This is a genomic window from Streptomyces sp. NPDC020299 (assembly GCF_044387825.1).
Lineage (GTDB): Bacteria > Actinomycetota > Actinomycetes > Streptomycetales > Streptomycetaceae > Streptomyces.
Window position 1 is genome coordinate 135,519 of the sequence record NZ_JBIRWL010000017.1, and the last position, 20,023, is coordinate 155,541.

The following is a 20,023-nucleotide window of genomic DNA, read 5'->3' on the forward strand; positions in this document are numbered from 1 at the left end:
CGCGGCAGCGCACGCACGCGCCACTGCGGCCGGCCCGCCGGTGTACGCGGCACCGGCCCGCTGGGCCGGGACGACAGCCCGGCGGCACCGCCGCGCGGCAGAACCGCCCCCTCGGGCCGCCTGGCGTCTGGCGCGGCAGCGCACGCACGCGCCACTGCGGCCGGCCCGCCGGTGTACGCGGCACCGGCCCGCTGGGCCGGGACGACAGCCCGGCGGCACCGCCGCGTGGCAGAACCGTCCCTTCGAGGCCCGCCCCGGCGTCGGACGAGGCAGCGCACGCAGGCGCCACCGCGGCCGGTCCCGCCGGTCTACGAGGCGCCGGCCCGCTGGGCCCGGGCTGCGGCGGGCGCCAGGGGCGGGTCGCAGTAGCAGAACCGTGACAAACGGGCCCCACCTGCATGGGCGTACCGCGTGCCACGGGGTACACACTCCACGTATACATGGAACGTATACACCGTGTGTATTGTGCTGGACATGTCCATCGGTCACACCCTTCTGGGGCTCCTGGAGTCCGGCCCGCGGCATGGTTACGACCTGAAGCGGGCCTTCGACGAGAAATTCGGTCACGACCGGCCGCTGCACTACGGCCAGGTCTACTCGACGATGTCCCGGCTGCTGAAGAACGGCCTCGTCGAGGTCGACGGGATCGAGGCCGGCGGCGGCCCCGAGCGCAAGCGGTACGCGATCACCGAGGCCGGCGTCATCGACGTACAGCGGTGGCTGGCGACGCCGGAGAAGCCGGAGCCGTACCTCCAGTCGGTCCTGTACACCAAGGTCGTCCTCGCGCTGCTGACCCACCGGAACGCGACCGACATCCTCGACTCCCAGCGCGCCGAGCACCTGCGCAGCATGCGGATCCTGACCGACCGCAAGCGCAAGGGCGATCTGGCGGACCAGTTGATCTGTGACCATGCCCTGTTCCATCTCGAGGCCGATCTGCGCTGGCTGGAACTGACCGCCGCGCGCCTCGACAAGCTCCGTGAGGCGGTTGCCCGATGACTCCTCCCCCCGGTTCCCTGCTCGCCGCAGAGGACCTCCGCAAGGCCTACGGGCCCACCCTCGCGCTGGACGGCGCCGAGTTCTCCATCCACCCCGGCGAGGTCGTCGCCATCATGGGCCCCTCCGGGTCCGGCAAGTCCACGCTGCTGCACTGCCTCGCGGGCATCGTGCCGCCCGACTCGGGCTCGATCACCTACGACGGGCGGGAACTCGCCACGATGAGCGACGCCCAGCGCAGTGCGCTCAGGCGCACCGAGTTCGGGTTCGTGTTCCAGTTCGGCCAACTGGTGCCCGAGCTGACCTGCGTGGAGAACGTCGCCCTGCCGCTGCGGCTGAACGGCACGCCCCGCAAGCAGGCCGAGCGGACCGCGCTCGGCTGGATGGAGCGCCTGGAGGTCGACGGCCTCAAGGGCAAGCGGCCCGGCGAGGTCTCCGGCGGTCAGGGCCAGCGCGTCGCCGTGGCACGGTCGCTCGTCACCAGCCCCCGGGTGCTGTTCGCCGACGAGCCGACCGGCGCGCTCGACTCGCTCAACGGCGAGCGCGTGATGGAGCTGCTGACGGAAGCGGCCCGGTCGACCAACGCGGCCGTCGTGCTCGTCACGCACGAGGCCCGGGTGGCCGCCTACTCCGACCGCGAGATCGTCGTACGGGACGGCAAGTCCAGGGACATGGAGCGGGCCATATGAGCCTCAGGAGGGGGCACCTCCCGCGCGAGCGAAGCCGAGCGTGGGGGAGGACCAGGGATCTGGCCATGGGGGTCCGGTTCGCCGTCGCCGGCGGACGCGAGGGCTGGGTACGGATGCTGCTGACCGGCGTCGGCGTCGGGCTCGGCGTGGCGCTGCTGCTGCTGACCACGGCGGTGCCGAACGCGCTGTCGGCGCGGCACGACCGCGAGGAGGCGCGGCTGGACTACACGTACGGCTCGAAGACGCTGCCCAAGGCGGACGACACCCTCGTCATCGCCGACATCGACTCCACGTTCCGCAGCAGCGAACTCCGCGGGCGCCTGGTGGAGCCCGAGGGACCGCACGCACCGCTGCCGCCGGGCGTGGAGCGGTACCCGGCGACCGGCGAGATGGTGGTCTCCCCGGCACTGAAGTCGCTGCTCGCCTCCGACAGCGGGAAGCTGCTGCGGCAGCGGCTGCCGTACCGGATCGCCGGGACCATCGGGGAGCCCGGGCTGGTCGGCTCGCAGGAACTCACCTACTACGCCGGCGTCAAGGGCCTCGCGGCGAAGATCAATCACTCCCAGATCGCCCGCATCAACCACTACGGCGACCCGAACCCGTCGCCGGACGAGACGGACCCGGTGCTGGTCCTGCTCACCCTCGTGGTCTTCATCGTGCTGCTGACGCCGGTCGCCGTGTTCATCGCCGCGGCCGTACGGTTCGGCGGCGAGCGGCGCGACCGCAGGCTGGCGGCGCTGCGGCTGGTCGGCTCCGACAGCCGGATGACCCGCCGGATCGCGGCGGGCGAGGCCCTCGCGGGCTCGCTGCTCGGCCTGGTCCTCGGCACGGTCTTCTTCCTGATCGGCCGTCAGGCGGCGGGCTCGGTCGAGCTCATGGACGTCAGCGTCTTCCCCAGCTACCTCGACCCCTCCCCGCTGCTCGCCGTGCTGGTCGCGGTCGCGGTCCCGGCGGCGGCCGTGGCGGTCACGCTGTTCGCGATGCGCGGGGTGGTCATCGAGCCGCTGGGCGTGATCCGTACGGCACGGCCGGCGCGCCGGCGCCTGTGGTGGCGGCTGCTGCTGCCGCTGGCCGGGCTCGGGATGCTCTACCCGATGATCGGGAAGGGCCGCAGCCACGGGGACTTCAACCAGTACCTGGTCGCCGGTGGTGTCCTCCTGCTGCTGATCGGTGTCACCGCGCTGCTGCCGTGGGTGGTGGAGACGGTCGTCGCCCGGCTCGGCTCCGGCGGTGTCGCCTGGCAACTCGCCGTACGGCGGCTGCAGATGAGCAGCGGCACGGCCGCGCGCCTGGTCAACGGCATCGCGGTCGCGGTGGCCGGGGCGATCGCCCTGCAGATGCTGTTCTCCGGGGTGGACAGCGACTACACCAAGCAGTCGAAGAACGACGTGTCGCGGGCGCAGATGGAGGTGTCCGTGCCCAGCGGGATGCAACTGACCGCGGCGGGCGAGAAGTTCTCAAACACCAAGGGCGTGCTCAAGGCCACCGCCCTGGCCTCCGGCGAACTCGCGACCACGCGCAAGAATCCGGAGACCTCCAGCCAGCTCACCGTCGGCGGCTGCGCCGCCCTGCGCGAGGTGGCCACCCTGCCCTCCTGCCGGGACGGCGACGTCTTCATCCTCCGGGGCGGCGAGAACGACACCGACACGCCGAAACTCGCGCGTGCCGGCCGGAAGCTGTACCTCGACCCGACCTACCCCGGCGATCGGGGCGCCGAGGCCTCCTGGACCGTGCCCCCGAGCATCAAGCAGGCCCGGTCCGTCAAGGACCCCACGAACGTGCGGCGCGGTGGCTTCCTGATGACTCCCGGCGCCGTGCCCGCGCGGGCGGCGGGGACGCTGTACGGGAGCGTCTACCTGTCGCTGGACGAGTCCGTGCCGGACGTGAAGGAGTACGCGCGCAACACGGCGGCGGAGCTCTCGCCGATGGCGGAAGCCATGGAGTGGTCGGCCAACGAGCAGACGAAGCAGTTCACTTCCATCCGCACCGGACTGCTCGTCGGCGCCGCCTGTGTGCTGGCGCTGATCGGCGCGAGCCTGCTGGTGTCGCAGCTGGAGCAGTTGCGCGAGCGCAGGAAGCTGCTGTCCGCCCTGGTCGCCTTCGGCACCCGGCGCCGCACGCTGAGCCTGTCGGTGCTGTGGCAGACGGCCGTCCCGATCGCCCTGGGCCTGCTCCTCGCCTCCACGGTGGGCCTGACCCTGGGCGCGGTGCTGCTCCGCATGACGGCCACACCGGTGCGCGTCGACTGGGCGAGCGTCCTGTCGATGACCGGCGTGGGCGCGGCGGTGGTCCTCACCGTGACCCTGCTCAGCCTGCCGCCGCTGCTGCGGCTGATGCGGCCGGAGGGGCTGCGGACGGAGTGACGTACTGACGGAGTGACGTACGGGGGGGCGTATCGGCGGAGTGGGTACTAGCCGTCCCCGCCCAGGACCCGTACGGGCAGCGGCCGCATCGCCTCGCGCAGTGCGGCCGCGAGCTCCTGGTACTCCGCGCCGCGGGCCGCGCCGGCGCGCATGGCGAGGGCGATGCGGCGACAGGGCGCGGGGTCGGCGAAGCAGCCGGTGAGGAGCTGGTCGCTGCGGCTCGTCTCGACCTCGATGGCGGTGCGCGGGAGCAGGGTGCAGCCGAGTCCGCCGGCGACGAGCTGGACCAGGGTGGACAGGCCCGCCGCCGTGGTGGTGACCGGGGCGTCCTCCCGTCCGGCCTCCCGGCAGATGTCGAGCGCCTGGTCGCGCAGGCAGTGACCCTCGTCCAGGAGCAGCAGGTTGAGCTCCTTCAGGGCCTCGCGCGGGATTCCCTCGCGGCCGCCGAGCCGGTGGCCGAGCGGCGTGACGAGCACGAAGTCCTCGTCGAATAGGGGGAGTTCGACGACTCCGGGGACCCCGAGCGGGACGGCGAGCAGCAGCAGGTCGAGGCGCCCGCTGGTCAGCCCCTCGATGAGGCTGGCGGTCTGCTCCTCGTGCACCTGGAGGTCGAGGTGCGGGTAGCGGCCGTGGACCAGGTTGAGCACGGTGGGCAGCAGGTAGGGCGCGACGGTGGGGATGACTCCCAGCCGCAGCACGCCCGTGAAGGGCGCCCGGACCGCCTCGGCCTCCTCCAGCAGCGCCCCGACCTCGTCCAGTACCGCCTTCGCCCGTACGGCCAGCCGCTCACCGGCGGGCGAGAGCAGCACCTTGCGGGTCGTACGCTCGAGGAGCGTGACCCCGAGGGTCTCCTCCAGGGAGGACACCGCCCCGGACAGCGCGGGCTGGCTCATGCCGATGGCGGCCGCCGCGTCCCGGAAGTGCAGGTGTTCGGCGACGGCGGCGAACGCGCGCAGCTGGGACAGGCTGGGCTGGCGCCGTTTGCTGCTACTCATGCTCACTGATGCTCACCGATACCCACTGATAGCTACCTCCGATCAACCCGACCGAGTGTAGCTATTTCCCGGATCAATGCACCCTGTGCCAACATCGAGGAAGTCCAACCCATGGGAAACGCCCGCAATCCGGGTGTTTCTTCGCTGCAAGGAGAGCGTGTGCTCACTGTCGGTGACAAGTTCCCCGAGTTCGAACTGACCGCCTGCGTCTCGCTGGAGAAGGGCGCGGAGTTCGACACGATCAACCACAAGACCTACGAGGGCAAGTGGAAGATCATCTTTGCGTGGCCCAAGGACTTCACCTTCGTGTGCCCGACCGAGATCGCGGCCTTCGGCAAGCTGAACGACGAGTTCGCCGACCGTGACGCCCAGATCCTCGGCTTCTCCGGTGACTCCGAGTTCGTCCACCACGCCTGGCGCAAGGACCACGACGACCTGCGCGACCTGCCGTTCCCGATGCTGGCCGACTCCAAGCACGAGCTGATGCGGGACCTCGGCATCGAGGGCGAGGACGGCTTCGCCAAGCGCGCCGTCTTCATCGTCGACCAGAACAACGAGATCCAGTTCTCCATGGTCACGGCGGGCTCGGTCGGCCGTAACCCCAAGGAGGTCCTGCGGGTCCTGGACGCGCTGCAGACGGACGAGCTCTGCCCGTGCAACTGGAGCAAGGGCGACGAGACGCTCGACCCGGTCAAGCTGCTGGCCGGGGAGTGATCTGAGATGTCGCTCGACTCCCTCAAGTCCCGGGTACCGGACTACGCCAAGGACCTGAAGCTCAACCTGGGCTCGGTCATCGGCAACTCCGAGCTGCCGGCGCAGCAGCTGTGGGGCACGGTGCTGGCGACGGCGATCGCCTCCCGCTCCCCGATCGTGCTGCGCGAGCTGGAGCCCGAGGCGAAGGCGAACCTGACGCCGGAGGCGTACACGGCCGCGAAGTCGGCCGCCGCCGTCATGGCGATGAACAACGTCTTCTACCGCACCCGTCACCTGCTGTCGGACCACGAGTACGGCACCCTGCGGGCGGGTCTGCGGATGAACGTCATCGGCAACCCCGGCGTCGACAAGGTCGACTTCGAGCTGTGGTCCTTCGCGGTCTCCGCCATCAACGGCTGCGGCATGTGCCTCGACTCGCACGAGCAGGTGCTCCGCAAGGCCGGCATCGACCGCGAGGTCATCCAGGAGGCCTTCAAGATCGCGTCCGTGGTCCAGGCCGTCGGCGTGACCCTCGACGCGGAGGCGGTGCTGGCCGAGGCGGCCGAGTAGAACCGCTCCGGAACATCACGGCCCCTGCCCATGCGATGGGCGGGGGCCGTCGTGCGTGCGCTACGGCCCGGTCACCGACCGCGGGGGCCAATCCACGGCACCGCGGCTCACGCCTGATGTGCAGGGCGGCCTGAGTATCCCTACTCAGGCCCCCGGCCGTCGGATACGGAAGGCTGCAGGACATGAGCACCCCCAGCACGGAACCACAGCCCGCGGAACCACAACCTGTCCTGCCGCGGGTGCTGGGAGCCGCCGTCACAGGAGCGGTTCTGGCCGCCGGTTCCGCTGCCTACCTGTCATGGGCCGAGCAGCGCAGCGACCGGATCTGCCGGACAACCGACAGCCTCTGCTTCACCGGATGGGGTCTGACAGCCGTCCCGCTCCTGTTCACGGCGTCCCTGATCGTGCTGCTCGTCGTGTACAAGAGGCTGGGCGTCCGGCCACGGCTCGCCGTCATCCCGCCGACGCTCGTGCTCGCGCCGATCCCCCTCGCGGCCGCACACGCGACGGCCGGCTGGTGGGCCGTCGCCCTCATGGGCGGGGCCTGGTCGTGCTCGTTCGCCCTCGCCGCGTGGAGCCGTTACCGGATTCCTGCTGTCGCGGCCTCGGCCGTGCTGCTACTCGCCTCCATGGCCGCCCTCTACGGCTGACGGCTCGCTCTGGTTCGCGGCCGCTTCCGCCGAGTACGCGCGCAGATACCCCACCACCGTGTTCGTCACCGCCACCAGCGGTACGGCCACCACCGCGCCGCCGATGCCGGCCACCATGCCGCCGGCCGCGACCGTGAGGACGACGGCCAGCGGGTGGACGCGGACCGCGCGGCCGAGGATGAACGGCTGCAGGATGTGGCCCTCGATCTGCTGGACCGCGAGCACGACCGCCAGGGTCATGACGGCCGTGAAGACGCCCTGGGTCACCAGCGCCACCACCACCGCGAGCGCGCCGGAGGCGACGGCGCCGACGAGCGGGATGAACGAGAACAGGAAGATGAAGACGGCCAGCGGGACGGCCATCGGCACGTTGAGGAAGTAGATGCCGATGCCGATGAAGACCGCGTCGATCAGGGCGACCAGGACCGTGCCGCGCACATAGGCGGTCAGGGTGCGCCAGGCGCGCGGACCGGCGCCGGCCACGCCGGGGCGGGCCGCGGCGGGCACCAGCTTCAGGAACCACTCCCAGATGCGCTTGCCGTCGTAGAGGAGGAACAGGGTCGAGAAGAACACCAGCAGGATGCCGGTGAGGGCCTCGATGATGACCTGGACGCCCTCCAGGCCCGCGGACGTGATCTGGTCGGCGTTGGCGCCGATCGCCTCGCGGAGGTTCTTCGCGATCTGGTTGATCTGCTTGTCCGTGACGTGGAACGGGCTCTTCAGCAGCCAGTCGCGCAGGTCGTCGATACCGGACTGGATCTGATTGGAGAGCGTGTCGATGTTCTCGATGACCTGCCAGGTCACGAACCAGCCCATCAGCCCTATGACGACGAACCCGCTGATGGCGGTGAGCGCGGTGGCCGGCCCGCGCGGCACTCCGCGGCGGGTGAGCCGGGCGACCGTCGGCTGCAGCAGCGCGGTCACCAGCAGGGCGATGACGAAGGCGAACACCACCAGCTGGATCGCGCTGATGACCCGCATCAGGACCCAGAGGGTTCCGGCGAGGACCAGCAGCCGCCACCCGGCTTCGGCCGCCACCCGCACCCCCCAGGGCACGGCCTCGGTGGGGTCGGGGCGGGGGCCGGCCGAGGGTGCGGCCCTGCGGGCGGGCGGTGCGGGGGATGCGGGGATCTCGTCGGCGACGGGACTGGAGGCGACGGGACTGGAGGCGGCGGGCTCAGGCGGGGTGTCCGGGGACTCCGGGCCGGTCTCGCGCTCCACCTCGGCACGGCGCTCGTCCAGGCGCTCGCTCATCTCGGTGAGACCGGCGCCGAGCTTGCCGAGCAGTCCTGGCACTCGTGACATGATCCGTCCTTTTCCCCCAGGCCCCCCGTGTCCCTCGTGTTCCTCGTGTCCCCGGGTGCTTTCCACCACTCCCCCCCCTGGAGTCGTTCCGGTCCGACCGTACAGGGCAACAGCCCCTCCCCGTAGGACGGGGAGGGGCTGTGCGAGGTTGAGAGCGGCGGCCGGACGGTCAGTAGTTGCCGTTGGCCTGCCAGTACGACCAGGCGTCACAGGGACTGCCGTAGCGCACGTTCATGTACTTCAGGCCCCACTTGATCTGCGTGGCCGGGTTGGTCTGCCAGTCGGCGCCCTCGGAGGCCATCTTCGAGCCGGGCAGGGCCTGCACGAGACCGTAGGCGCCGGAGGAAGGGTTGACCGCCTTGTAGTTCCAGGTGGACTCGTGGTCCACGATGTTGCTGAAGCACTGGAACTGCCCGGCTCCCACGATCTGACGCGCCATCGCCTGGACCTGCGCGACGGTGTAGGAGCTCTGCACGGGGAAGCTGCTGCTGCCACCGCTGGCGGACTCGGTACGGACGGCGTCGCGGCTGGCCGCTTCCTTCGCCTTGGCGCGGTCCTTCGCGGCCTGGGCGGCCTTCTCGGCGTCGGCCTTCTTCTGGATCGCGGTGTCGGCGGCCGCCTTGCGGGCGGCTTCCTCCGCGTCCTTCTTGGCGCTCGTGTCCGCGGCGATGGCCGCGGTGTCCGCCTGCTGCGTCAGGGACGCGGTCTGCACCTGGGCCTGCTGTCCCGCGGGGATGTCCGCGAGGAGCGTGGTGTCGGCAGCCGTCGGCTCGGCGTCGTTGTTCTGCGCGACGCTGCCCGAGGCAACTCCGACGACGCTTCCCACGGCGGTGACCGCGGTGGCCGAGGCCACTGCGAATCCCCGGACCGAAATCCGGCTCACACGGTTTCCTTCCAGCATCGTCCGCTTCGGTGACCCTGGCGGACGCAATCGTGCCCTTGACGCTGGCCTCCCAACTGCGGGGTCACGGGAGGCGCGGGCCCGGAGGGCGACTCCCGGAGGAGAGCCGTGTGGTGCTCGGGCGGCATACGACCTTCGTTATGGAGTTGAAGGCTGTGCTCAAGTGGTTCCGTACCGCTGGGGGTACAGGTGTGTCGTATGCGGGGCCTGACAGGAGTGAGACTCTGCCGTAACCGGACGGCGGGTGGCAATTCCGAGTTGCGTGTGAAAGCTCACATCCGGTTTGGCCCTGGGGATTTCGCGAAACCCCCACACACGACGGCGCCGCCCGGCTAGGCTCTACGCCTTTTGCCGGACGGCGCCAACTGACTGCCGAACCGCCCTAATTGGTCACCCGGGTCAGATGTGACCGTCCTCGAGCATTTCGGTCACAAGTGCGGCGATCTGGGACCTCTCGGACCGCGTCAGCGTGACATGTGCGAAGAGCGGATGCCCCTTCAGTTTCTCCACCACCGCGACCACACCGTCGTAGCGACCGACTCGCAAATTGTCCCTTTGCGCCACGTCATGGGTCAGAACGACCCGCGAGTTGGCGCCGATCCGGGACAGAACGGTCAGCAGAACATTCCGTTCCAGCGACTGCGCCTCGTCCACGATCACGAACGCGTCGTGGAGTGAACGGCCACGGATGTGGGTGAGCGGCAGGACCTCCAGCATCCCGCGCGCGGTGACCTCCTCGATAACCTCGCGACTGGTGACCGCGGAGAGGGTGTCGAAGACCGCCTGGGCCCAGGGGCTCATCTTCTCCGCCTCGGAGCCCGGCAGATAGCCGAGCTCCTGCCCGCCGACCGCGTACAGCGGACGGAAGACCATCACCTTCTGGTGCTGTCGGCGCTCCAGGACCGCCTCCAGGCCCGCGCACAGCGCCAGCGCCGACTTGCCGGTGCCGGCCCGGCCGCCCATCGAGACGATGCCGACGTCCGGGTCGAGGAGCAGGTCGAGCGCGATCCGCTGTTCGGCGCTGCGGCCCTTGATGCCGAACACCTCCCGGTCGCCGCGCACCAGCCGGATGTTCCCCTCGGCGGTGACCCTGCCGAGCGCCTTGCCGCGCTCCGACTGGATCATCAGGCCGGTGTGCACCGGGAGGTCGGAGGCCTCCGGCACATACACGTGGCCTTCCTCGAAGAGGACGTCCACCTGTTCGGCGGGCAGGGTCAGTTCGGACATCCCGGTCCAGCCGGAGGAGTCCGTGATGGCGAGTTCGGCCCGGTACTCCTCGGCGAGGAGACCCACGGACGACGCCTTGATCCTGAGCGGCAGGTCCTTCGACACGACGGTGACGTCGTACCCCTCGGCCTGCAGGTTGCGAGCGACCGCGAGGATGCGGGAGTCGTTGTCCCCCAGGCGGTAGCCGCTGGGCAGCACACTGGGGTCCGAGTGGTTGAGCTCGACACGGACGGTTCCGCCGAGTTCCCCGATCGGGATGGGGGCGTCGAGGCGACCATGCTTCACCCGGTAGTCGTCGAGCAGGCGCAGGGCCTGCCGGGCGAAGTAGCCGAGTTCGGGATGGTGCCGCTTGGCCTCCAGTTCCGTCACCACGACGATGGGGAGCACTACCTCGTGCTCCTCGAAGCGGGTCAGGGCGTTCGGGTCGGCCAGCAGGACGCTGGTGTCGAGAACATAGGTGCGCCGGTCGGGCTTGTGGCGCTTTGTGCTGGTCACCACGGAAGGACGTACCCCCTCGGATGAGGTCGGGGAGCGACGAGAAGGAGACTGGGCCGGGTGGGCGGAAACCAGTCGGGCCGGTGGTCGGCCCCGCGCGCGGCGGGCCGAGAACCGGTCCTCCGCGGCTGCTTCCGTGCAGAGACCGCACGGTCGGGCTGGTGCAAAGGGCCTCCCGGGCGGACGGCCCCGTGCCGTCCACTGAGATGCGACGCCCGTGGTTCGGGTGTCGACCTGCTTGGCTTATGCCCTCGAACAAGCGGCGCCATGCAAATGCATGAGACGGCGCGCCGATGAACTCCTTGTTACACCCGCCCGAAATGGGGTATACGCGGCTCTTTCCCCCAGGGGTACGTCCTGGGAGCGGGTACCCGCCGATCAGCCGCCGTAACGCCGGTGACGTGCGGCGTAGTCGCGCAGGGCGCGCAGGAAGTCGACCTTGCGGAAGGCCGGCCAGAAGACCTCACAGAAGTAGTACTCCGAGTGGGCCGTCTGCCACAGCATGAATCCGGACAGCCGCTGTTCGCCGCTGGTGCGGATCACCAGGTCGGGGTCGGGCTGGGCGCGGGTGTAGAGGTGACGGCCGATCATGTCGACGTCGACGGACTCGGCGAGGTCCGCCATGGAGACCCCCTTGCCGTGGGCGTCGTGGAGCATCGAGCGGACCGCGTCGGCGATCTCCTGGCGGCCGCCGTAGCCGATGGCGACGTTGACCGTTATCCCGTCGCCGACGTGCGCGGTGGCCTCCTCGGCCTCCTTCAGCGCCGTCTGCATCTGGGACGGCAGGATGTCGGGCGTGCCGACGTGGTGCACCCGCCAGCGGCCGTCGGAGGCGAGGGTGCGCACGACGTCCTCGATGATGCCGAGGAGCGGGACGAGCTCGTCCTTGGGCCGGTCGAGGTTGTCCGTGGACAGCAGCCAGAGGGTGACGACCTCGACGTCCGTCTCGGTGCACCAGCCGAGGAACTCCTCGATCTTCTCGGCACCGGCCCGGTGTCCGTGGACGGTGCTGGAGCCGGCGGCCTTCGCCCACCGGCGGTTGCCGTCCATGATGACGCCGATGTGCTTGGGCACCTGAGCGTGGTCCAGGTGGCCTTCCACCCGGCGTGCGTACAGCCTGACCAGCAGGCCGCGCAGCCTGTCGCGCAGGTTCACGTGATTGTCAGCCCCTCCGGTGTGGCGGTCCCCGCGGGCGAAGCCTACTCCTGCGGGGCTTTGGCGGGGGATTCCGGGCCCGAGGCGGTCGGCTGGGTGCCGGCCCCTGCGGAACGCGCGGGGCCGAAAAAAACGGGCCGGTCCGTGGGGGGGAGACGGACCGGCCCGAGGGGGGGTTTCCACCATAACCCTTCGTAAGGGCGAATGCGTGCATCGGCGCCGGACAACTACTCTCCGGAGTCGTCCGGCGACGCGGTGGTGCGTACGGAATGCTTCATTCAAGGGGTTCGTCTGGCTGAAACGCAGCAGATTCCCAGGCAAACAGGCCGTATGTGGAGAGATCAAGAGGATCTGCACCCCCTCGGCCGCCACCCGACCGGCCGAACCCCGCGTCCCTCCGATGGGCGACCCGGTCGCGAACGCCCGCTTGACGCACCCGCCGACCGGATCACGGCACCGCGCAGCCCCCTCCACTGCGCGGTACCGCCCGCGCGACTTTGCTTGCGCGAATTACCTTGGTCTGAACTTACGTGAGCCGCGATGCGCATACGAGTCGCCAGGGATAACGATGTGGAAACTCCGGGGAGATGGGAGATGAACGCCACGGCGATCCATCCCGTCATGCCCGAACAACCCGATTTGCTACTCGGCGGCTACCAGCCCTAGGGGACTAGGACAGGAGGGGCCGGACCTCCTCGGCGGTGAACCGTACGAATCCCTCGGGATCGGGCTCGTCTCCCGTCGGCTGGAGGATCACCGTGTCGGCTCCCGCGTCCGCGAGCAGGCGTACGGCGTCGGCGACGGCCGTCGCGTCTCCGGCGACCCCCAGCTCCGGGACGGATTCCAGCCCCTCGGCGACGAGTTCGGCCCGGAGACGGTCGGCGGCGTCGGGCCCGGTCGCCGTGAGGAGATAGACAACAACCTTGTGCGGCCCGGCCCGCCCCGCCTTCTCCCGCCCCTCCTCGATGAGCCGGCGTGCCCGGCGTACGCCGTCCGGCGGTGTGGCGGCGGTGAGGATCGTGCCGTCGGCGGCCTCGCCGGACAGCCGCAGCGTACGGGGCCCGGTGGCACCGGCGAGGACCTCGACGGCCCCGTCCGGCGGCCAGTCGAGGGCGACGTCGTCGAGCTTCACGTACCGGCCGTCGACGGTGAGCCGCTCCCCCTTCAACAGGGCCCGCAGCGCATGGAGATGCTCCCTCAGCAAGGTCAGCGGGGACTCGGCCCGGGCGCCGACCTGGCCCATCCAGTCCTGCACGCCGTGGCCGACGCCGAGGATCGCCCGCCCCGGGAACATCCGGTGCAGCGCGGCCGCCTCCATCGCGGTGATGGCCACGTTCCGCAGCGGCACGGGCAGCAGCCCGACCCCGACCCGCACCCGCTCGGTCCACGCGAGCGCGGCGGCGGCCGTGGAGATCCCGCCCTCCCGGAAGCAGTCCTCCCACAGCCAGAGTTCCTCGAGCCCTGAGCTGTCCACGAGCCGCGCCACGTCACGAAGGCGTTCCGGGGGCAGTTGGGGACGGAATACGACACCGAGTGCAGTCATGCCACCTTCGTATCCGCCGAGGCCGTGGCTCACAACTGGTTTCCGGGTACGGTCACTTGCATGGCACGGTGGCGGGACGGACGGGGCACGCTCACGGTCCTCGGCGACGGCGAGGGCGACGGCGGCTCGGCCTCCCCCGGCATCCCCCTGGAGATCGCGACCTCATACCGCGCCCGCACGAAGGGCCTCCTGGGCCGGGACTCCCTGGACGGGGCGATCCTGCTGTCACCGGCCAGCGGCGTACACACCTTCCGCATGCGCATGCCCATCGACGTCGCCTACCTCGACCGCCGGCTCCACGTCATCGCCGTACGCACCATGCCCCCCGGCCGCCTGGGCCTGCCCCGGCTCCGTGCCCGGCATGTGCTGGAGGCGGAGGCGGGGGCGATGGAGGGGTGGGGGGTGCGGGTGGGGGTGCGGATGGTTGTCGAAGTCGAGGGTGACTGACCTGTCGGCGACTGGCATGGGACAGGCCCGGACTGTGAATCCGCAGGTGGAGTTCACGGGGCGATGAGGTGTCAGGCCACCTGCACCGAGGACTCGTCCCACTCCAGACGCACCGTGATCCGCCCACCCAGCACGGCCGCATAGGCGCGCAGCATTTCCAGACTGTCGATCTGACCGTGCTCGATCTGCGAGACGCGCGCCTGACTGACCTTGAGTTTGGCCGCCATGTCCCGCTGCGTCAGCCCTGCCTTCCGGCGCAGCTCGGCCAATTCATGCCCCCGGATGCGGGCCTTGCTCTCTTCCCGGATGGCAGTGCGCTGCTCCTCGGCCTCAGCCGTGGCCAACTCCGGATGGCGCGACAACGCCTCCGCGCGGACCTCGGACCACGAACGTCCCTTCACTGCGCACCTCCGCGTTCACGCTCTGCCAGGAAGTCTGCGTATCTCAGTTCGGCGACGGGGATGCTGTCGCGGTACCAGTCGGACCAACGGCCGGACTTGTCACCCGCCACGAGAATGATCGCCTCGCGCTCAGGGTCGATTACAAAAAGCATGCGTATCTCCGCGTGCCCGCTCGAACCTGGACGCAGCTCCTTGAGGTTGTGCAATCGGCTGCCGTGGATCCGGTCGACCATCGGCCGCCCGAGGTTCGGCCCTTCCTGCGCCAGGAAATCCAACGCGTCTGTGATGCGGTTGGCGCTCTCCGGATCGTCTTCGCACAGTTTGAGAAACCAGGTCTCCACAGGCTCCAGCAACGCGATCTCCCACATAGGGAGAACTTAAGCTCCAGCTTATCTTCCCGGAGGGGACACCGCTAGCCTTCACCGCATCGGGTGAGCCGCACCTCGACGGCTGCTGGAAGACGGGGATGTGCGTCACCAAGCTCGACCGCCCCGGCCACCTGGACCTCCCCCCGGCTCCACACTCGGCACGTACTGGAGGCGGAGGCGGGGGCGATGGAGGGGTGGGGGGCGGGCGGGGGTGCGGGTGGCTGTGGTGGTCGAGGGTCAGCTCCTCAGGTAGGCGCGCGCTGTCGTTCGGGGCAGAACCGCCCACATACGCGTGCCGCCGCCCGGTTCGCGTGCCTCGCCGAAGCCCCAGTCGCCCTCGCAGGCCCTGACCACGCAGGCGAGCACCCGCAGTGCCGCTCGACGGCGGGTGTCGCAGGCGGCGGCGAGGCGGGGGTGCGTGTGGCGGGGATGGCCGTCATAGAGGATCACGCGGAGGGCGGCGTCGCGGTAGCGCACGGATACGTAGATTTCGGCGGACGGTGTGAATCGGCAGGCGCACGCGGTCAGTTCGCTCACCACTTGTACGGCGGGGTCCGTCAGGTCGCCTAGGTCGTGCACCTGGAGGATCGTCCGTACCGCCGTCCTGGCGATCGCGGGGGTCTGCGGGGCGGCCGGGAGGGTGAGGCTGTAGGCGAGGGTTTCGGGGGTGGGGGGCGTCGGGGGTCGGTCCGTGGAGGGCGGGGGGAGGCAGGTCGTCACGTATGCGGGCATGGCACGACTCCTTTGTCGTCGACTTGGATTGACGCCTCGATCGGTGGCCTGTCTCCCTGGCGCGGGCCCACCTCTCCCAGGGGAGGAGGTTTTCGGGCAGGCTCGCGCGATGCGCTTCCGGGGGCGCCGGGCCGTATTCAACCTGTCACCGACTGTAGAGATCGACGTGGCACACGTGCCACTCATTCGGGATTATTGCCACTATCGTGTTGGCCGCTGCTCCGCACGCAGGCAGACTGAACTCGATCGATCGGGAAGGAAGGTGCCGATGCCGACACGGCCCACACCGACTGAGCGTCAGCGGCGTCTGGGCGCCGAGCTGCGGAAGATGCGGCTCGCCGCGGGCAGGACCACCGAGTACGCCGCTGGCCTGCTCGGTTTGGACCGCACGAAGGTGTCCAACATGGAGGCCGGGATCCGAGCCAGCTCACCCGAACGCATCCGGATACTCGCCAGCAACTACGACTGCGGGGACCAGGCCTACATCGAGGGCCTGGTCGCACTGGCGGACTCCCACGAACGGCACTGGTGGGAGCAATACCGAGGCACCTTGCCCCAAGGCTTGCTGGACGTCGCCGAGCTGGAATGGTTCGCCACGCGGCTACAAACTCTCCAGACCGTGCACGTGCCCGGCCTGCTACAGCTGAGCGGGTACGCCCGCGCCGTCTTCGCCTCCGCCCTACCACCATTGCCCAAGTCCGAGCTCGAAATGCGGGTGGCGCACCGCCTTCAGCGGCAGCAGGTGCTGGAGCGCTCGACGCCGGTCGAATACGTCGCCTACGTCCACGAGTGGGCGCTGCGCATGCAGTTCGGAGGGCTGCGAACGACCCGTGAACAACTCCAGCACGTGTGCGAAATGTCCGATCACGTGAACGTCGACGTACGTGTTCTGCCTGTTGAGGCGGGTGCCTTCCCAGGAGCGGGCCACGCTGTGCTCTACGCGAGCGGAGTAGTGCCCCAACTGGACACCGTCCAACTGGATTCAGCCCATGGGGGAGAGTTCACCCATGCCGACGCCCAACTCGCCAAGTACCGTGCTCACATGGACTGGTGGAACACCAGGTCTCTCGACCCGCAAGCCTCACGTGACTTCATCCACGCCATCATCCGCGAACTCTGAGGAGGCGGCCACCATGGCCGAGATCACCTGGGAAGACCCTTACTGCGCCGAAGGCAACAACTGCTTCCGCATGGGCACCGACACCCAAGGCAACGCCTACATCGCCGTCGCCGGCCAGGAGGAGCGCTACGTCACCGACACCCACGAAGCACTCCGCACCCTCATCCTCGAAATCAAGGCCGGCAAGGCCGACCACCTGCTGTAGTCCCGTCCGGGTTACCGCCCAAGAGTCAAGAGGGAGCCAGCATGACCGACATCACCTGGGACGACCCCTTCTGCGGCGAGGGAAACAACTGCTTCCGCATGGGCACCGACGCCCAAGGCAACGCCTACATCGCCGTCGCCGGCCAGGAGGAGCGCTACGTCACCGACACCCACGAAGCACTCCGCGCCCTCATCCTGGAGATCAAGGCCGGCAAGGCCGACCACCTGCTGTAGGCGATCGCCCGGTCAGCTCCCCGTGCGCGGGAACGTGACCTCGACCCGGCGGTTCTTTCTGCGGCCCTCCTCCGTCGAGTTGTCCGCGATGGGGTACTGCTCGCCGTAGCCCCGCACCTCGAAGGTGATGTTCGAGTCGTTCAGGTCCTGGTCCAGGACCGCCTGGACGGCGTTGGCGCGTTGCCGGGACAGGACATCGCCGTGGGCCGACGAACCCAGGTTGTCCGTGAAGCCGAAGACCCTGACCTGCGTCGCGTTCTGCTTCTTGATCTCCTCCGCGATCGCGTCGATACGGGCCTTCGACTCGCCGCTCAGCTTGGCGCTGTCCTTGCTGAACAGCACCTCCGCCTGTAGGGCGAACTTCACGTCCGCGTTGGTGTCCTCACGGCGTTCGTCTCCGCTCTGGTCCTCGACGACCGACTTGATGTCCAGCACCTTGGGATCGGCGAGGGTGGCACCCTCGGGGAGCTTGAGATCCGGGTCGGTGGGGTCGATCTTCACGGGGGCGGAGGCGGAGGGTTCGGTGCCTGGGGGGACGCTGGGGTCGGCGTCGTCGGCCTGCGCGGTCGTGGTGCCGAGCAGGAGGAGGGCGGCCGTGGATACGGCGACGGGGAGGCGGTGGCGGGTTGTGGTCACGGGGGCCTCACCCGGAGATCTGGATGGTGGCAGAGGAGAACGTCGGCAGTTGGAAGGTGACCTCGGTTGTGCTGGTTGGAGGCGCCGGGAATTGCATGAAGATGGGGACCGTGTCACCTGCCTTGACCGACTGAACACCAGCTGTGGTGAGGGGACGTCCATCTGTGTCCCGGAGCACGTAATAGCGCTTCCTGCCTTTGGAGTCCACGAGCGTGGCTCCGCCGAAGGATTGACCGTTCTTCATGATTTCGGTCTCGTTGCCGGTGAGCTGCGACGAAAGCACCGCGTCCTTGTTGCCGTCGTTCTTGAGTTGTGCGTTGACCGTGACGAAGCCGCCGGCGTCGCGCTCAGCCGACGTGAGCTTGAGCGTCAGACCGTCAGGCCCACGAAGCTCGGCCAACGGATCTTCCGACTGACCCTCCTGAGCACTGGGCTTAGATCCGCCATGCTTGGAGGCGGAGGCGGACGCCTGCGGCTTCTTGTCCTCACTGCCACCGCCACCGCAGCCTGCAACACCGATAGCCAGCCCGGCCGCAACGGTCAATGCGACCACGCCCCTGCGAGTCCTCGCAGTCAACCGAACGCTCATCGCTCTGCTTCCTTCTTAATCGTCGTTCGCATGTTAGGCGGCCAGGTGGACGTCGAAGAGATCCTCGGGCTTTGGCAAACTCGTGAGATCGTCAGGGTCCGGCTTCCAGGTCTGCCCGTCCTTGCAGGTCAGCAGTGTCGGTGCATCGCTCTGAGCCTCATCATCTGGCGGCTTGCACAGGGGCTCTATCACGGCCTTCGCGTGTGCTGTTGACTGCAAGTTCGCCGTGCCAGGAACGACGGAGTCTCCAACACGCTTGTTCGTCTTGGCATCGACCTCATAGGTCAACGGGTCGGGAGCGCCGTAAAGGGTTACAGCAGCGTCGTTGTGCCCGGCGAGCTGGTCGGCCCGCAAGCGTGGGAGAGTAGGATCGATCTCCACCTCCCCATGCAGGTCCCGTTGCCACTTGGTCGGGTCGAGCACGTCCTCCACCCACTTGGCCGCAAACTGGTCCCGCGCGTTCTGGGCCGCCGCCAGAGCCGCCGCGTCCGCGGCCGTCTGGGCGCCATTCCGGTTCACCGCCGCTTGTCCCACCGCAAGGTAGGCGAACGCGAGAAAGAGCAGACCCGCCACCACCGTGATGTAGATGGGGAAGGCCTGCCCTGTATCGCCGTACTTGTATGAACGCGTCAGGTGATTTCGAGGATCTTCGCCTTGATCTTGTCGAGGATCGCCTTGCCGATGTCCGTGCCCGTGATCGCCAACACGATCGCCACCACCACAGCGATGATCCCCAGGTACTCGACCGCCGTCTGCCCCCCGTCGCCCGCCCGGCGCCGCATGGCCTCCGCGGTCGTGTTCTTCCAGCCGTTGACGCGAACCTTGGTCGCCACGGCCGTCTTCAGCATCAGGTCGCTCATGGTGTTCCCCTCCGGGTCCGCTACCGACCCGGGCACCGTACGGCTGAACGCCACGTCTGTCACAGGGCCCCAGGGCCCAATCCCTAATCATCTCTCAGGCCACCCCCAGCCACTTCGCGGCCGCCTGGGAGCGGCTCGTGCTGTGGAGTTTGGCGAAGATTCGGTTGATGTGGTTCTTGACGGTCTTCTCGCTGATGAAGCAGGCGGCGGCGATCTGCTGGTTGTTCATGCCGGTTGCGATGAGGTCCATGATCTCCGCCTCCCTCGTGCTCAGCCGGAACCGCGACCTAGTTGACTGTCCCACATATGATTGCACTTGCGAAAGGTTTTGGGGAGTGATTTGACTTGGGATAGCGGCTAGTTGCGCAGCAACGTGTGCAGTCGCGTGCCGTAGAGGCAAGCGCCGAGCGGCTAGCACCCCCGCCGCAGTCGCCGTGAAGTGCTCCCGCCCCGTCCTGATGTCCCGTACCGCCGTGACCAGTTCCTCCACGGTGAACTCGCCGTGGACCAGATAGCCGCTCGCCCCCAGCCGTACCGCCTCCCGGATCGTCTCCGACTCGTGGCTGTAGGTGAGCATGATGACCGGGGCCAGCGGGACGAGGTGGGGCAGGGCGGCGAGGCCGTCCAGTTCGGGCATGCGGACGTCCAGGAGGACGACGTCGGGGCGGTGTCGGCGGGCCGCGTCGCAGGCCTCGTGGCCGTTGGCGGCCTCGGCGACCACCGTGGTGTCCTCCCGGCCGGAGAGGAGGGCGGTCAGGCCCGCCCGGACCACCGGGTTGTCGTCGGCCACCACGATACGGAGCGGTGGGGTCGGGTTCGGGTCGGGACTCGGTGGCATCGGGTGCCTCCT

Annotated in this window: 24 protein-coding genes; 10 read left to right on the top strand and 14 right to left on the bottom strand. The window is 69.1% G+C overall.

Going from position 1 to position 20,023, the window contains the following annotated elements:
* Positions 1-474 precede the first annotated feature (474 nt).
* From ACH45E_RS34960 to ACH45E_RS34970, 3 genes are all read left to right on the top strand, one after another.
* The gene (locus ACH45E_RS34960; protein WP_361447596.1) at positions 475-999 is read left to right on the top strand and encodes a PadR family transcriptional regulator; all 525 of its coding nucleotides are present in this window, start codon (positions 475-477) and stop codon (positions 997-999) included.
* Entirely contained in the window at positions 996-1,685 is a 690-nt protein-coding gene (locus ACH45E_RS34965; RefSeq protein WP_361447594.1) for an ABC transporter ATP-binding protein, read from the top strand. The genes ACH45E_RS34960 and ACH45E_RS34965 overlap by 4 nt, the downstream gene beginning before the upstream one ends.
* Before the next feature lie 65 nt (positions 1,686-1,750).
* Positions 1,751-4,048, top strand: a complete 2,298-nt coding sequence (locus tag ACH45E_RS34970; protein WP_361447592.1) for an FtsX-like permease family protein — start codon at positions 1,751-1,753, stop codon at positions 4,046-4,048.
* A gap of 47 nt (positions 4,049-4,095) precedes the next feature.
* On the opposite strand, the gene ACH45E_RS34975 is transcribed toward ACH45E_RS34970, so the two are convergent.
* The gene (locus ACH45E_RS34975) at positions 4,096-5,043 is read right to left on the bottom strand and encodes a LysR substrate-binding domain-containing protein (RefSeq protein ID WP_361447590.1); all 948 of its coding nucleotides are present in this window, start codon (positions 5,041-5,043) and stop codon (positions 4,096-4,098) included.
* Between the two features lie 159 nt (positions 5,044-5,202).
* On the opposite strand from ACH45E_RS34975, the gene ACH45E_RS34980 reads away from it, so the two are divergent.
* From ACH45E_RS34980 to ACH45E_RS34990, 3 genes are all read left to right on the top strand, one after another.
* A complete protein-coding gene (locus ACH45E_RS34980; protein WP_361447588.1) occupies positions 5,203-5,757 on the top strand; it encodes a peroxiredoxin in 555 nt (184 codons plus the stop codon).
* A gap of 6 nt (positions 5,758-5,763) precedes the next feature.
* Positions 5,764-6,306 carry an alkyl hydroperoxide reductase gene (locus ACH45E_RS34985; protein WP_361447586.1) on the top strand — a complete coding sequence of 181 codons (543 nt, stop codon included), beginning with the start codon at positions 5,764-5,766 and terminating at the stop codon, positions 6,304-6,306.
* Positions 6,307-6,488: 182 nt separating this feature from the next.
* The gene (locus ACH45E_RS34990) at positions 6,489-6,956 is read left to right on the top strand and encodes a hypothetical protein (RefSeq protein ID WP_361447584.1); all 468 of its coding nucleotides are present in this window, start codon (positions 6,489-6,491) and stop codon (positions 6,954-6,956) included.
* Here ACH45E_RS34990 and ACH45E_RS34995 read toward each other — a convergent pair.
* The 5 genes from ACH45E_RS34995 to ACH45E_RS35015 all read right to left on the bottom strand — a co-directional run bounded on the left by ACH45E_RS34995 (position 6,924) and on the right by ACH45E_RS35015 (position 13,582).
* Entirely contained in the window at positions 6,924-8,261 is a 1,338-nt protein-coding gene (locus ACH45E_RS34995; RefSeq protein WP_361447582.1) for an AI-2E family transporter, read from the bottom strand. The two genes, ACH45E_RS34990 and ACH45E_RS34995, sit on opposite strands and share 33 nt — an antisense overlap.
* Positions 8,262-8,430: 169 nt before the next feature.
* Positions 8,431-9,144 (bottom strand): transglycosylase SLT domain-containing protein, encoded by a 714-nt coding sequence (locus ACH45E_RS35000; protein WP_361447580.1) that lies wholly within the window; start codon positions 9,142-9,144, stop codon positions 8,431-8,433.
* A 417-nt stretch (positions 9,145-9,561) separates the two neighbouring features.
* Positions 9,562-10,887, bottom strand: coding sequence for a PhoH family protein (locus ACH45E_RS35005; protein WP_361447578.1), 1,326 nt, complete (start codon positions 10,885-10,887; stop codon positions 9,562-9,564).
* A gap of 375 nt (positions 10,888-11,262) precedes the next feature.
* Positions 11,263-12,039, bottom strand: coding sequence for an isoprenyl transferase (locus ACH45E_RS35010; RefSeq protein WP_361447576.1), 777 nt, complete (start codon positions 12,037-12,039; stop codon positions 11,263-11,265).
* A 670-nt stretch (positions 12,040-12,709) separates the two neighbouring features.
* Complete coding sequence (locus ACH45E_RS35015; protein WP_361447574.1) at positions 12,710-13,582, bottom strand: LLM class flavin-dependent oxidoreductase; 873 nt, start codon at positions 13,580-13,582, stop codon at positions 12,710-12,712.
* Positions 13,583-13,642: 60 nt separating this feature from the next.
* Here ACH45E_RS35015 and ACH45E_RS35020 point away from each other — a divergent pair, with 60 nt between their 5' ends.
* Positions 13,643-14,029, top strand: a complete 387-nt coding sequence (locus tag ACH45E_RS35020; protein ID WP_361447572.1) for a DUF192 domain-containing protein — start codon at positions 13,643-13,645, stop codon at positions 14,027-14,029.
* Between the two features lie 71 nt (positions 14,030-14,100).
* Here the strand turns inward: ACH45E_RS35020 and ACH45E_RS35025 are convergent, their stop codons facing one another.
* From ACH45E_RS35025 to ACH45E_RS35035, 3 genes are all read right to left on the bottom strand, one after another.
* Positions 14,101-14,430 (bottom strand): helix-turn-helix transcriptional regulator, encoded by a 330-nt coding sequence (locus tag ACH45E_RS35025; protein WP_361447570.1) that lies wholly within the window; start codon positions 14,428-14,430, stop codon positions 14,101-14,103.
* Positions 14,427-14,798 carry a type II toxin-antitoxin system RelE/ParE family toxin gene (locus ACH45E_RS35030; RefSeq protein WP_361447568.1) on the bottom strand — a complete coding sequence of 124 codons (372 nt, stop codon included), beginning with the start codon at positions 14,796-14,798 and terminating at the stop codon, positions 14,427-14,429. The genes ACH45E_RS35025 and ACH45E_RS35030 overlap by 4 nt, the downstream gene beginning before the upstream one ends.
* A 237-nt stretch (positions 14,799-15,035) precedes the next feature.
* Positions 15,036-15,530 carry an ATP-binding protein gene (locus tag ACH45E_RS35035; RefSeq protein ID WP_361447566.1) on the bottom strand — a complete coding sequence of 165 codons (495 nt, stop codon included), beginning with the start codon at positions 15,528-15,530 and terminating at the stop codon, positions 15,036-15,038.
* A gap of 268 nt (positions 15,531-15,798) precedes the next feature.
* On the opposite strand from ACH45E_RS35035, the gene ACH45E_RS35040 reads away from it, so the two are divergent.
* Genes ACH45E_RS35040 through ACH45E_RS35050 form a run of 3 tightly spaced genes read left to right on the top strand, consistent with a single transcriptional unit; the run spans position 15,799 to position 17,088 of the window.
* The gene (locus ACH45E_RS35040) at positions 15,799-16,650 is read left to right on the top strand and encodes a helix-turn-helix transcriptional regulator (RefSeq protein WP_361447564.1); all 852 of its coding nucleotides are present in this window, start codon (positions 15,799-15,801) and stop codon (positions 16,648-16,650) included.
* 13 nt (positions 16,651-16,663) lie between these two features.
* On the top strand, positions 16,664-16,855 hold the full coding sequence (locus ACH45E_RS35045; RefSeq protein ID WP_361447562.1) for a hypothetical protein: 192 nt from the start codon (positions 16,664-16,666) through the stop codon (positions 16,853-16,855).
* 41 nt (positions 16,856-16,896) lie between these two features.
* Positions 16,897-17,088, top strand: coding sequence for a hypothetical protein (locus tag ACH45E_RS35050; protein WP_361447560.1), 192 nt, complete (start codon positions 16,897-16,899; stop codon positions 17,086-17,088).
* 12 nt (positions 17,089-17,100) lie between these two features.
* Here the strand turns inward: ACH45E_RS35050 and ACH45E_RS35055 are convergent, their stop codons facing one another.
* From ACH45E_RS35055 to ACH45E_RS35075, 5 genes are all read right to left on the bottom strand, one after another.
* Positions 17,101-17,724: an OmpA family protein gene (locus ACH45E_RS35055; RefSeq protein ID WP_361447558.1), complete on the bottom strand. Its 624-nt coding sequence runs from the start codon at positions 17,722-17,724 to the stop codon at positions 17,101-17,103.
* Between the two features lie 7 nt (positions 17,725-17,731).
* A complete protein-coding gene (locus ACH45E_RS35060; RefSeq protein WP_361447556.1) occupies positions 17,732-18,313 on the bottom strand; it encodes a hypothetical protein in 582 nt (193 codons plus the stop codon).
* Between the two features lie 33 nt (positions 18,314-18,346).
* Positions 18,347-18,946 (bottom strand): pilus assembly protein TadG-related protein, encoded by a 600-nt coding sequence (locus ACH45E_RS35065; RefSeq protein ID WP_361447803.1) that lies wholly within the window; start codon positions 18,944-18,946, stop codon positions 18,347-18,349.
* Positions 18,943-19,173, bottom strand: a complete 231-nt coding sequence (locus ACH45E_RS35070) for a hypothetical protein (RefSeq protein ID WP_361447554.1) — start codon at positions 19,171-19,173, stop codon at positions 18,943-18,945. Before ACH45E_RS35070 ends, ACH45E_RS35065 begins: the two co-directional genes overlap by 4 nt.
* Positions 19,174-19,267: 94 nt before the next feature.
* The gene (locus tag ACH45E_RS35075) at positions 19,268-20,011 is read right to left on the bottom strand and encodes a response regulator transcription factor (RefSeq protein ID WP_361447552.1); all 744 of its coding nucleotides are present in this window, start codon (positions 20,009-20,011) and stop codon (positions 19,268-19,270) included.
* Between the last annotated feature and the right edge of the window lie 12 nt (positions 20,012-20,023).